We start from the raw sequence: 12,409 nt of genomic DNA, 5'->3' as shown, positions 1-12,409 counted from the left end.
GACCATCGCCGCCAGCGTCGTCGACTTGCCCGAGCCGGTGGGGCCGGTCACCAGCACCATGCCGCGCGGCTTGAGCGCGAGCTCGCCGAAGATCTTGGGCGCGTTGAGCTGCTCCAGCGTGAGGATCTTCGAGGGGATGGTCCGGAACACGGCGCCGGCGCCGCGGTTCTGGTTGAAGGCGTTGACGCGAAAGCGCGCCAGGCTGTCGATCTCGAACGAGAAGTCGACTTCCAGGAACTCCTCGTAGGCCTTGCGCTGCGTGTCGTTCATGATGTCGTACACCATCGCGTGGACCTGCTTGTGGTCCAGGGGTTCGACGTTGATGCGGCGCACGTCCCCGTGGACCCGGATCATCGGCGGCAGGCCGGCCGACAGGTGCAGGTCCGATGCCTTGTTCTTGACGCTGAAAGCCAGCAGCTGGGTAATATCCACGGGTCCCTCTCGTTCCTCGCATGCCCCTCGGGTGCGTTGGATTATGACGACCATTCAGAGCAACCTCCAGTCCGTCCGCCAGCGCATCGCCGCCGCCTGTGCGGCAGCGCACCGCGGCGTGGGCGAAGTACAACTCCTCGCGGTCTCCAAGACCTTCGGCCCGGAATCGGTGCGCCAGGCGTACGCGGCCGGCCAGCGCGCCTTCGGCGAGAACTACATCCAGGAGGCGGTGGAGAAGATCGCCCTGCTCGCCGACCTGCCGCTGGAATGGCATTGCATCGGACCGATCCAGAGCAACAAGACGCGCCTGGTCGCCACCCACTTCGACTGGGTCCACACCATCGACCGGCTGAAGGTGGCGCAGCGCCTGTCCGAGCAGCGCCCCGACGACCGGCCGCCGCTGCAGGTGTGCATCCAGGTGAACATCGACGGCGGGCCGACCAAGTCGGGCGTGGCGCCGGCGCAGGTGGCGGCGCTCGCCCTCGAAGTGGCCAGGCTGCCGCGGCTCAAGCTGCGCGGGCTGATGACGATTCCCGAGCCGGTGCCCGACCCGCTGGCGCAGCAGGCAGTGCACCAGCGGACGCGGGCGCTGTTCGACGAGCTGCGGGCCAGCGGGCTGGCGCTGGACACCTTGTCGATGGGCATGACCGCCGACCTGGAGGCGGCGATCGCCGCCGGCAGCACCATGGTGCGGATCGGGACGGCGATCTTCGGCGTCCGTCCGGGCAAGGACCGCGCCGCCGGTTGAGCGGCCCGGCCGGCCGCCTCAGGCCAGCGTGGCCTGGCGCACCGCGTGCTCCCAGCGCGCCATCAGGGCGGCGGCGCGCTCGGCCGGCAAGGTCGGCATGAAGCGGCGCTCGGCACGCCACAGACCGGAAAGCTCGTCGGTGCTGCCGTACACGCCGGCGGCCAGCCCGGCCAGGTAGGCCGCCCCGAGCGCCGTGGTCTCCGTGACCGCCGGCCGCACCACCGGAATGCCCAGCAGGTCGGCCTGGAACTGCATCAGCAGGTCGTTGACGCAGGCGCCGCCGTCCACCCGCAGTTCGCTCACCGGCGCGGCGCCGGCTGCCACCGCATCGCGGCTCATGGCCTGCAGCAGCGCCGCGCTCTGGAAGGCGATGCTCTCGAGCGCCGCGCGGGCGATGTGGGCCACCGTCGTGCCGCGCGACAGGCCGGTGATGGTGCCGCGCGCGTCCGGGTTCCAGTACGGCGCCCCCAGTCCGGTGAACGCCGGCACCATCATCACGCCGCCGGAATCGGGAACGCTCTGGGCGAGCGCCTGCACTTCGCCGCTGGCCTTGATCGCCCGCAGCCCGTCGCGCAGCCACTGCACCACCGCGCCGCCGACGAACACGCTGCCTTCCAAGGCGTAGGCATTGGAAGGCAGCGAAGCTGCCGTCATGTGCCCGCCCCCGCCCCGACCCTCCCCCGCGCGGGAGAGGGCGGCCGGCCCCTGCGATGCGATCGTGGTCAGGAGATTGTTCCGACTCACGATCGCTTCCTGGCCGGTGTGCATCAGCAGGAAGCAGCCGGTGCCGTAGGTGTTCTTGGCCATGCCGGCCCGGAAGCAGGCCTGCCCGAACAGCGCGCTCTGCTGGTCGCCGGCCACGCCGCCGATCATCACCGGCGCGCCCAGCAGCGAGGCGGCGGTGGCGCCGTAGTGGGCGCTCGACGGCAGCACCTGCGGCATCAGCGAGGCCGGGATGTCGAGCAGCGCGAGCAGCTCGGCGTCCCACTGGTTGCGATGCACGTCGAACAGCATGGTGCGCGAGGCATTGGTCACGTCGGTGGCGTGCAGGCCGCCGTCGGTGAGCTGCCACAGCAGCCAGCTGTCGATGGTGCCGAAGGCGAGTTCGCCGCGCTCGGCCTGCTCGCGCGCGCCGGGCACGTGATCGAGCAGCCAGCGGATCTTGGTGGCCGAGAAGTAGGAGTCGATCAGCAGCCCGGTGCGCGACCGGATCAGCGCCGCATGGCCCTGCTCGCGCAAGCGGGCGCACAGCGGCTCGCCGCGCCGGTCCTGCCACACGATCGCGTGGTGCACCGGCCGGCCGGAATGGCGATGCCACAGCATGGCCGTCTCGCGCTGGTTGGTGATGCCCAGCGCGCGGATGTCGCCCGCCGACAGCCCGGCCTGCTGCAGTGCCGCGCGCGCGGTGGCCAGCTGGCCGCGCCAGATCTCCATCGGGTCGTGCTCGACCCAGCCCGGCTGGGGATAGATCTGTGGCAATTCCTGCTGGGCCTGGGCCACGATGCGGCCCTGCTCGTCGAACACGATGCTGCGCGAACTGGAGGTGCCTTGGTCGAGAGCGAGGAGATACGTCATGGCGAGCGACTGTATTGGATTCGAACGCCCAAGGCCAGCCGCGCCGTGCTCTTGACTTCCTCCATCACGGCGTAGGTGCGCGTTTCCCGCACGCCGGGCAGCTGCCACAGCACCGTGCCCGCGAAATGGCGATACGCCTGCATGTCCGCCACCCGGGTCTTGAGCAGGTAGTCGAAGCCGCCGGCCACCATGTGGCATTCCATCACTTCCGGGTAGACCTGGACCGCGGCCTTGAAGGCCTCGAACACGTTGGGCGTGGTGCGATCGAGCAGCACTTCGACGAACACCAGCATGCCGGCGTCGAGTTTGGCCGGGTCGAGCCGCGCCTCGTAGCCGAGGATGTAGCCCTCGCGCGTCAGGCGCTGCACCCGGGCCAGCACCGCCGTCGGCGACAAGGCCACTGCCTCGGCCAGCTTGAGGTTGGAGATCCGCCCCTCGCGCTGGAGCACGTCCAGGATCTTGCGGTCGATGCGATCGATTTCAGCGGTTTTCGTGGCCATCTGCGGAGTTTTATTCTGTCGATAGACGGAATTTAGCGCCAACTTCACCAGGAAGCCCGCCACCATCTGGACATTTCCAAGTCCGGAGCCGCCATGCCCCCCACCCAGCGCCTGCCTTCGCCGTACCGGCCCGAGGCCGAGATCGTGGCCCGCCACCTCGAATTCCTCCAGGGGGCGGTCGACTGGCCGCTGGCCGCGGCCCGCGCCCGGCCCTGGGTCGAAGCGGTACGCCGCCATCCCCCGCCGTTCTGGGCCATGGAGCGGCTGCTGAAGGAATATCCGATCGGCAGCAGCGAAGGCCTGGCCCTGATGCGCCTGGCCGAAGCGCTGCTGCGGGTGCCCGATGCGCCGACGGCGATCGCCCTCACCGCCGACCAGCTGGGACGGGCTGAATTCGAGAGCGGCAGCGACAGTGCGCTGGCGCGACTGTCGGATGCCGCGATCGCCATGTCCAAGAAGCTGCTGCCCGGCGCCGAACACGAGGGCGGGCTGCTCGGCAAGCTGGGCGCCCGCACGGTGGTGGCGGCGACGCTGCGGGCGGTGCAACTGCTCGGGCGCCAGTTCGTGCTCGGGCAGGACATCGGCGAGGCGATGCGGCACGCCGACGCCGACCGGCGGGCCCTGCCGCTGCTGCGGTTCTCCTACGACATGCTCGGCGAGGGCGCGCGCACCGACGCCGACGCCGGCCACTACCTGGAGGCCTACCGCCAGGCGATCGCGGCGATCGCGGCCGCGGTGGACCCGGCGCAGCCGGTCGAGGCCAACGACGGCATCTCGATCAAGCTGAGCGCGCTGCACCCGCGCTACGAGGCGCTGCAGCGCGAGCGCGTGCTCGAGGAACTGGTGCCGCGGGTGTGGACGCTGTGCGAGCAGGCCGCGCGCGCCAACGTCGGCCTGACCATCGACGCCGAGGAGGTGGACCGGCTGGAGCTCTCGCTGGAGGTGTTCGAGGCACTGGCCGCGCGGGTGGCCGCCGAGCAGCCGCAGTGGCGCGGCTTCGGCCTCGCGCTGCAGGCCTACCAGACCCGCGCCCTGGAGCTGGTGCAGGCCGTGGTCGCCATCGCGCGGCGCCACGGGCTGCGCCTGATGTGCCGGCTGGTCAAGGGCGCCTATTGGGACGCCGAGATCAAGCGGGCGCAGGAGCTCGGGCTGGCGCACTATCCGGTGTTCACGCACAAGCAACACACCGACATCGCTTATCTGGCCTGCGCCCGCGCCCTGTTGCAGGCCGCCGATGCGATCTATCCGCAGTTCGCGACCCACAACGCCGGCACGGCCGCAGCGATCCTGCGCATGGCGCAGGGCAGCGGCGCGAACTTCGAGTTCCAGCGCCTGCACGGCATGGGCGAGGGCCTGTACCGCGAGATCCTGGGCTCAGCCCCGGCGACTGGGGCGGCGTCGACGCTGAACGGCCACCCGGCCACGCCAGGCGCAGCGTCGGCGGCGGCCGGCCAGATGCCGCTGCGGGTCTACGCGCCGGTCGGGCGCCACCGCGACCTGCTGGCGTACCTGGTGCGGCGGCTGCTGGAAAACGGCGCCAACTCCTCGTTCGTGCACCAGCTCGCCGACGACGCCGTCGGCATCGACGAATTGCTCGCCTCGCCGCTGCGGCCGCAGCCGGCCCCGTCGCTGGCGCTGCCGCCGCAGCTTTATGGCGCCGGCCGCCGCAACAGCCGGGGGCTGGACCTGGCGGTGCCCGAGATGCGCGAGCCGTTGCTGGCGGCCTGCGCCGGCCTGCAGGTGCCGGCTGTGGCACCGTTCGAGCTGCAGCAGGTGCCGGCCGCCGTGCAGCGGGCGCGCGCTGCGTTCGCGTCCTGGCGCACCGTGCCGGTCGAAGCGCGCGCCGCCATCCTGCGCCAGACCGCCGCCGCCATGGAAGACCAGCTGCCGCGGCTGGCGGGCCTGCTGGTGAAGGAGGCGTTCAAGACCTGGGGCGACTGCGTGGCCGAAGTCCGCGAGGCAGTCGACTTCCTGCGCTATTACGCCGCCGAAGCCGAGCGGATCCAGCAGCCGGTGCTGCTGCCGGGGCCCACCGGGGAACACAACGAGCTGCGGCTGACGCCGCGCGGCGCCTGGGTGTGCATCAGCCCGTGGAACTTTCCGCTGGCGATCTTCACCGGCCAGATCGCGGCGGCGCTCGCCACCGGCAACACGGTGCTGGCCAAGCCCGCCGAGCAGACGCCGGCGATCGCGGCCGAGGCGGTGCGACTGCTGCATGCCGCCGGCGTGCCGCGGGAGGCGCTGCAGCTGCTGCACGGACCCGGCGAGACCGTGGGCGCGGCGCTGGTGGCGCAACCCGGCATCGCGGGCGTCGTGTTCACCGGCTCGACCCAGGTGGCGCGCACCATCCAGCGCGCGCTGGCGGCGCAGGACGGTCCGCTGCTGCCGCTGATCGCCGAGACCGGCGGCATCAACGCGATGATCGTCGACTCGACGGCGCTGCCCGAGCAGGTCGCCGACGCCGTGCTGCAAAGCGCGTTCCGCTCGGCCGGGCAGCGCTGCTCGGCGCTGCGGCTGCTGTGCGTGCACGCCGGCATCGCCGATGCCGTGATCGAAATGGTCGCCGGGGCGGCGCGCGAACTGGCCGTGGGCGATCCGGCGCTGCCGGGCACGGACGTCGGCCCGGTGATCGACGGCGAGGCGTACGAGCACCTGCAGCGCCACCTGCGGCGGCTGCGGCGGGAGGCGCGGCCGCTGCTGCCGCCGGGCGATTTCCCGCCGGCCAGCCGCCTGCTGCCGCCGCAGGCCTTCGAAGTGGAGCGGATCTCGCAGGTGCGGGAGGAGATCTTCGGCCCGGTGCTGCACGTGGTGCGCTGGGACGGCGACCCGCAGGCCGTGATCGACGAGGCGAACGCGCTCGGCTACGGCCTGACGCTGGGCATCCAGACCCGCATCGACAGCCGCGCGCAGGCGCTCGCCGCACGGGCCGACGTTGGCAACGTGTACGTGAACCGGAACATGATCGGGGCCGTGGTGGGCGTACAGCCGTTCGGCGGCCAAGGCCTGTCGGGCACCGGCCCCAAGGCCGGCGGGCCGCACTACCTGTATCGCTTCTGCGCCGAGCAGACCCTGACCATCAACACCACCGCCGCCGGCGGGAACGTGGCGCTGCTGGCATCTGTTTCGTGAGGTGGCGGCGTGGCGCGCTGCGGCGACGCTCCGCTGCGCCCGCGTCCTGTTGAACGCAGAGGTCGCCAGGGGCCCGCAGAGGCCGCAGAGAAGACAAGGAAGACGCTAGAAGAATGACGGAGCCAGGTCACGCGGGGGCGCCGACCTCCGATTGCTCCGCGTCCTCTGCGTCGTCTGCGAATCCTTTGCGTTGCTCCGCGTTCGAGGAATGTCGGCGCCCGGAACCCGCCACTTCAAGGCGCGGCCCACCCGCCGCCCAAGGCGCGATACAGCAGCACCTGGTTCTGCAGCTGCTGCTGCCGCGTCTGCACCAGCGCCTGCTGCGCCACGAACAGCGAACGCTGGGCATCGAGCAGGTCGAGATAGCTGGCCACGCCGTTGCGGTAGCGCAGCTCCGACAGGCGGTAGCGCGCCGCCTCGGCTTCGGCCACCTGGCCCTGCGCGCGCAGCTGCTCGCCGAAGGTGGCGCGGCCGGCCAGCGCGTCCGACACTTCCCGGAAGGCCGTCTGGATGGTCCGCTCGTACTGGGCCAGCGCGATGTCGCGTCCGACCGTCGCCGCCGCGAGTCCGGCGCGATTGCGCCCGGCGTCGAAGATCGGCTGCAGCAGTTGGGGCGCCACGCTGAAGCCCCAGCCGCCGCCCTGGAACAGTCCCGACAGCTGGTCGCTCGCCTTGCCGACGCCGGCCGTCAGCGAGATGCGCGGAAAGAAGGCGGCGCGCGCCGCGCCGATGTTGGCGTTGGCGGCCACCAGCTGTTGCTCCGCGGCGCGCACGTCGGGACGGCGGGTGAGCACCTCCGACGGCGTGCCGGCCGGCACGTCCGGCAGCGTGATCGATACGGTGCTGGGCTCGGCCGCGATCTCCGGCGGCACCGGCTGGCCGAGCAGCAAGGCCAGCGCGTCCAGGTCCAGCGCGCGCTGGCGCGTCAGCTGGGCCAGGGTGACGCGCGCGCTCTCGGCCAGCGACTGGGCCTGCCGCAGGTCGAGTTCCGAGGTCACGCCATGCTCGAAGCGCAGGCGCACCAGCCGCTGCGACTCCTCGCGGGTGGCGAGCGTGCGGCGCGTGAGCTCCAGCAGTTCCTCGTCGGCCACCAGCGCGAGCCAGGTGTTGGCGACGCTGGCGACCAGGCTGATCTGGACGGCCTTGCGTCCCTCCTCGGTCGCCAGGTACTGGGCCAGCGCCGCTTCGCTCAGGCTCGCCACGCGGCCGAAGAAGTCCAGCTCCCAGGTGCTGAAGCCGAGGCCGGCGCTGTAGCTCGTCTTGTGGCCCTCGCTGGCCGGCACGCGCGAGCCGCCCAGCGTGGCCCCGACGGTCGGCAGCTGGTCGGCGCGGCGGATGTCGTACTGGGCCAGGGCCTGCTCGATGCTGAGGACGGCGACCCGCAGGTCGCGGTTGCCGGCCAGCGCGATCGAGATCAGTTGCCGCAGCCGCGCGTCGCCGAAGAACTGCTGCCAGGGCAGTTCCGCCGCGCCGGCGCCGGTGGCGGCGCTGGGCGCCGGCCAGTTGCCTGGCACCGGCGCGGCGGGGCGCTGGTAGGCGGGCATCATCGAGCAGCCGGCGCCCAGCAGCGCCGCCCCCAGCACCGCGAGCAGCGCGGCACGGCGAATGGATCGGGTCATCAATGGCCTCCTTCGGCCGGGGCGGCCCCGTCGAGTTCGTGGCGGTACATGCGCCGCTGCCGCTCGCTGCCCTTGAAATAGCTGCGCACCACGACGAAGAAGATCGGCACGAAGAACACCGCCAGCCCGGTGCCGGTCAGCATGCCGCCCAGCACCCCGGTGCCGATCGCGCGCTGGCTCGCCGAGCCGGCGCCGGTGGCCAGCGCCAGCGGCAGCACGCCCAGGCCGAAGGCCATCGACGTCATGATGATCGGCCGGAACCGCAGGTGCGCGGCCGCCAGGGCCGCCTCGATCGGCGACTGGCCCTGGGCCTGCAGGTCCTTGGCGAACTCGATGATCAGCACCGCGTTCTTGGCCGACAGGCCGATGATGGTGATCAGGCCGACCTGGAAGTACACGTCGTTGGCATAGCCGCGCAGCAGGGTGGCCAGCAGCACCCCCAGCACCCCCAGCGGCACCACCAGCATCACGGCGAGCGGGATCGACCAGCTCTCGTACAGGGCGGCCAGGCACAGGAACACCGCCAGGATCGCGAAGCCGTACAGGACCATGGCCTGCGAGCCGGCCAGCTTTTCCTCGCGCGACTGGCCGGTCCATTCGTAGCCGAAGCCCGCCGGCAGCTGGGCCGCCAGCCGCTCCATCTCGGCCATCGCCGCGCCGGAGCTGTAGCCTGGCGCCGCGGCGCCCGAGATGCGCATGGCCGGGTAGCCGTTGTAGCGCACGGTCTGCATCGGACCCGTGATCCAGCGCGTCGTGGCGAAGGCCGAGAACGGCACCAGCTTGCCCTGCTGGCTCATGGCGTTGATCTGCAGCAGGTCCTGCGGCTGCATCCGGGACGGCGCGTCGGCCTGCACCACCACCCGCTGCATCCGTCCGCGGTTCGGGAAGTCGTTGACGTAGGACGAGCCGAGCGCGGTCGACAGCGCCGCGTTGATGGCGTCGAACGACAGGCCCAGCGCCTGCGCCTTGTCGCGGTCGATCTCGACCTGCAGCTGCGGCGCGTCCTCCAGGCCCTCGGGCCGCACCTGCGCCAGCAGCTTGCTCTGACCGGCCAGGCCGAGCAGCTGGTTGCGCGCGGCCACCAGCGCCTCGTGCCCCGCGCCGGCGCGGTCCTGCAGGCGGAAGGTGAAGCCGGAGGCGCTGCCCAGCTCGGGGATCGGCGGCGGGCTCAGCGGGAAGATGATCGCGTCCCGGATCGTCGACAGCGCGCTGAACGCGCGCCCGACGATCGCCTGCACGCCGTGGGCCTCGCCCGGCCGGTCCTTCCAGTCCTTCAGCGAGACGAACGCGAGGCCGGCGTTCTGGCCCTGGCCGGAGAAGCTGAAGCCCAGCACGCCGACCATGCTCTGCACCTCCGGCTGCTGCAGCATGTAGCGCTCGACCTGTTCGATCACGTGGCGCGTGCGCTCCTGGGTGGCCCCCGGCGGCAACTGCACGTTGACCAGCATCGTGCCCTGGTCCTCGGCCGGCAGGAAGGAGGTCGGCAGGGTGCGGTACAGGAGCACCACCGCGCCGATGATCGCCGCGTAGATGAGCAGGTAGCGCGCCGCCCGCCGCAGCAGCCGCGCGACCAGGCTCTCGTAGTTCTTGGCGGTGTTCGAGAAGCCGCGGTTGAACCAGCCGTAGAACCCGCCTTTTTCGTGGTGATGGCCCGCTTCCACCTGTTTGAGCAAGGTGGCGCACAAGGCCGGCGTCAGCGACAGCGCCATCGTCGCCGAGAAGGCGATCGAGGCCACCATCACGGTGGCGAACTGGCGGTAGATGTTGCCGGTGGCGCCGGCGAAGAACGCCAGCGGCACGAACACCGAGATCAGCACCACGGTCACGCCGACGATGGCGCCCTGGATCTGGCCCATCGCCTTGCGCGTGGCCTCGCGCGGCGGCAACCCCTCGGTGCTCATGATCCGCTCGACGTTCTCGACCACGACGATGGCGTCGTCGACCACGATGCCGATCACCAGCACCATGCCGAACATCGTGAGCACGTTGATCGAGAAGCCCAGCGCCAGCAGCGCGCCGAAGGTGCCGAGCAGGGCGATCGGCACCACCAGGGTCGGGATCAGGGTGTAGCGCCAGTCCTGCAGGAACAGGAACATCACCAGGAACACCAGCGCCACGGCTTCCAACAGCGTCTTGACCACCTCCTCGATCGAGATCTTCACGAACCGCGAGGTGTCGTACGGGATGTCCCACTTGACGCCGGCGGGGAAGAACTTCGACAGCTCGTCCATCCGCTTGCGCACGCCGGCCGCGGTGGCCAGCGCGTTGCCGGAGGGTGCGAGCTGCACGCCGATGCCGGTCGAGGGCTTGCCGTTCAGACGGGCGGCGGTGGCGTAGTTGGCGGCGCCCAGCTCGATGCGGGCGACATCGCGCAGCCGCACCGTCGAGCCGTCGGGATTGGCGCGCAACGCGATGCTGCCGAACTGCTGGACCGAGGACAGCTGCCCCGGCACCACCACGGTGGCGGCGATGCCCTGGCCGGCGACGTTGGGCAGGTCGCCGATCGCGCCGGCCGAGACCTGCGCGTTCTGGGCGCGGATGGCGCCGTTCACCTCGGCGGCCGACAGCCCGAAGCTCACCAGCTTGGCCGGGTCGATCCAGATCCGCATCGCCTGCTCGGTGCCGAACAGCTGGGCCTGGCCGACGCCCGGCAGGCGCTGGATCTCGGGCAGCACCGAACGCGACGCGTAGTCGCCCAGTTCCACCGGCGTGATCTTGGGATCGTCGGACGACAGGATCGCGAACAGCAGGAAGTTGGAACGCGCCTTGTCGACGCGCACGCCCTGCTGGGTCACGGCCGACGGCAGGCGCGGCGTCGCGCGCGCCAGCCGGTTCTGCACGTCCACCTGCGCCAGGTCCGGATTGGTGCCCGGCTCGAAGCTGATCGTGATCTGGCCCACGCCGCTGGCCTGCGTCACCGACTCCATGTAGATGAGGCCGGGCGAGCCGTTCATCTCCTGCTCGATCACGCTGATGACGGACTCCTCCAGCGTCGATGCCGAGGCGCCGGGATAGACCGCCGTGAGCACGATGGTCGGCGGTGCGACCGGCGGGTACTGGGCGATCGGCAGCTGCGTGATCGACACCAGGCCGGCCACGATGATGAACAGCGCGATGACCCACGCGAAGATCGGTCGGTCGATGAAGAATCGGGCCACGTGGCGCTCCTCAGGACCTGGCCGCGGAAGCGCCTGCCGCCGGCGCGGCCGGACCGCCGGCCTGCCACGGGACCGGCTTCACCGGGGCGCCGGGGCGGATCTTCTGGAAGCCGTCGACGACCACCTGCTCGCCGTTCTTGAGGCCGCCGAGCACGACCCAGTCGTTGCCCTGCGCCGCGCCGATCTGCACCGGCCGCGGCGCGACCTTGCCGTCGGCGCCGACCACCATCACGCTGTCGCCTTGCGGCGAACGCGACACCGCCTGCTGCGGCAGCAGCACGGCGCCGCCGGCCTTGGCCTGCTCCAGGCGCACCCGCACGTAGAGGCCGGGCAACAGGTTGCCGTTGGCATTGGGGACTTCCGCGCGCAGCGTGATCTGGCCGCTGGTCGGATCGACCGAGAGATCGGAGAACAGCAGCTTGCCCGGCTGCGGATATTCGCTGCCGTCCTCCAGCACCACCCGCACCAGCGCCCCGTCGACGCCGGCCGCGCGCTTCAGGCGCCCCTGCGCCAGCGCCTGGCGCAGGCGCAGCACGTCGGCGGCCGGCTGCGTGAAGTTGACGTACATCGGGTGGATCTGCTGGATCATCGCCAGCGGCGTCGCTTCGCCCTGCCCCACCAGCGCGCCCTCGGTGACCAGCGCGCGTCCGATGCGGCCGCTGATCGGCGCGGTGACGGACGCATAGCCGAGATTGATCTGCGCCGTCTGCACGGCGGCTTTCGCCGCCGCCACTTCGGCTTCGGCGGCCTTCTGCGCGGCCACCGCGTTCGCGTATTCCTGCTTGCTGATCGCGTTGGCCTCGACCAGCGGCTTGTAGCGCTCGGCCAGCGCCGTCGTCTGGCCCAGGTTGGCTTGCGCGCGCATCAGCGCCGCTTGCGCGCTGGCGTTCGCCGCGGCGTACGGCGCCGGATCGATGCGAAACAGCGGCTGGCCGGCGCGCACGTCGCTGCCTTCGCGGAACAGGCGCTTCTGCACGATGCCCGCCGCGCGGGCGCGCACCTGGGCCACCCGCGAGGCTTCGAGGCGGCCCGGCAGTTCCGTCACCAGCCCGACCTCGCCCGGCGCCACCGTCACCACGCCGACTTCGGGCGGCGGCATGCCGCCGCCGGTCGCCGCCGCCGGCGCCGCGTTCTTGCCCTGGTCCTGGCCACAGCCGGCCAGCAGCACGGCCAGCGCGAGCGCGGCGCCCCAGGCGGCGGGACGGAAGGCAGGCGCGAGCCCGGAGTGCGGCGGCAAGACAGGCATGG

8 protein-coding genes are annotated in these 12,409 nt (G+C 71.6%); 2 read left to right on the top strand and 6 right to left on the bottom strand.

What is annotated here, in order from left to right:
• Positions 1 to 432 (bottom strand): type IV pilus twitching motility protein PilT (locus VNT59_RS13510; protein WP_325498933.1); only part of this gene is annotated, 432 nt, incomplete at its 3' end.
• A 43-nt stretch (positions 433 to 475) separates the two neighbouring features.
• Here VNT59_RS13510 and VNT59_RS13505 point away from each other — a divergent pair.
• On the top strand, positions 476 to 1,180 hold the full coding sequence (locus VNT59_RS13505; RefSeq protein WP_325498932.1) for a YggS family pyridoxal phosphate-dependent enzyme: 705 nt from the start codon (positions 476 to 478) through the stop codon (positions 1,178 to 1,180).
• 18 nt (positions 1,181 to 1,198) lie between these two features.
• Here VNT59_RS13505 and glpK read toward each other — a convergent pair whose 3' ends face one another.
• Both glpK and VNT59_RS13495 read right to left on the bottom strand, forming a co-directional pair.
• Positions 1,199 to 2,755 carry a glycerol kinase GlpK gene (gene glpK, locus VNT59_RS13500; RefSeq protein ID WP_325498931.1) on the bottom strand — a complete coding sequence of 519 codons (1,557 nt, stop codon included), beginning with the start codon at positions 2,753 to 2,755 and terminating at the stop codon, positions 1,199 to 1,201.
• Positions 2,752 to 3,255: an Lrp/AsnC ligand binding domain-containing protein gene (locus VNT59_RS13495; RefSeq protein ID WP_325498930.1), complete on the bottom strand. Its 504-nt coding sequence runs from the start codon at positions 3,253 to 3,255 to the stop codon at positions 2,752 to 2,754. The genes glpK and VNT59_RS13495 overlap by 4 nt, the downstream gene beginning before the upstream one ends.
• A gap of 93 nt (positions 3,256 to 3,348) precedes the next feature.
• Here VNT59_RS13495 and VNT59_RS13490 point away from each other — a divergent pair, with 93 nt between their 5' ends.
• Positions 3,349 to 6,384, top strand: a complete 3,036-nt coding sequence (locus VNT59_RS13490) for an L-glutamate gamma-semialdehyde dehydrogenase (RefSeq protein WP_325498929.1) — start codon at positions 3,349 to 3,351, stop codon at positions 6,382 to 6,384.
• 233 nt (positions 6,385 to 6,617) lie between these two features.
• Here VNT59_RS13490 and VNT59_RS13485 read toward each other — a convergent pair whose 3' ends face one another.
• From VNT59_RS13485 to VNT59_RS13475, 3 genes are read right to left on the bottom strand one after another with little or no spacing between them, the layout of a single operon-like run.
• Positions 6,618 to 8,003, bottom strand: a complete 1,386-nt coding sequence (locus tag VNT59_RS13485; protein ID WP_325498928.1) for an efflux transporter outer membrane subunit — start codon at positions 8,001 to 8,003, stop codon at positions 6,618 to 6,620.
• Complete coding sequence (locus VNT59_RS13480; protein WP_325498927.1) at positions 8,003 to 11,161, bottom strand: efflux RND transporter permease subunit; 3,159 nt, start codon at positions 11,159 to 11,161, stop codon at positions 8,003 to 8,005. Before VNT59_RS13480 ends, VNT59_RS13485 begins: the two co-directional genes overlap by 1 nt.
• Positions 11,162 to 11,171: 10 nt before the next feature.
• Positions 11,172 to 12,407 (bottom strand): efflux RND transporter periplasmic adaptor subunit, encoded by a 1,236-nt coding sequence (locus VNT59_RS13475; RefSeq protein WP_325498926.1) that lies wholly within the window; start codon positions 12,405 to 12,407, stop codon positions 11,172 to 11,174.
• Between the last annotated feature and the right edge of the window lie 2 nt (positions 12,408 to 12,409).

The sequence above is a fragment of the Ramlibacter sp. genome (genome assembly GCF_035554825.1).
Lineage (GTDB): Bacteria > Pseudomonadota > Gammaproteobacteria > Burkholderiales > Burkholderiaceae_C > Ramlibacter.
The sequence above is the reverse complement of the archived record's forward strand: the minus strand, read 5'-3'. Positions and strand labels throughout refer to the sequence as shown.

Coding starts and splice junctions, on each gene's coding strand:
- VNT59_RS13505 (WP_325498932.1), top strand. CDS start 476: ATGACGACCATTCAGAGCAACCTCCAGTCCGTCCGCCAGCGCATCGCC.
- glpK (WP_325498931.1), bottom strand. CDS start 2,755: ATGACGTATCTCCTCGCTCTCGACCAAGGCACCTCCAGTTCGCGCAGC.
- VNT59_RS13495 (WP_325498930.1), bottom strand. CDS start 3,255: ATGGCCACGAAAACCGCTGAAATCGATCGCATCGACCGCAAGATCCTG.
- VNT59_RS13490 (WP_325498929.1), top strand. CDS start 3,349: ATGCCCCCCACCCAGCGCCTGCCTTCGCCGTACCGGCCCGAGGCCGAG.
- VNT59_RS13485 (WP_325498928.1), bottom strand. CDS start 8,003: ATGACCCGATCCATTCGCCGTGCCGCGCTGCTCGCGGTGCTGGGGGCG.
- VNT59_RS13475 (WP_325498926.1), bottom strand. CDS start 12,407: ATGCCTGTCTTGCCGCCGCACTCCGGGCTCGCGCCTGCCTTCCGTCCC.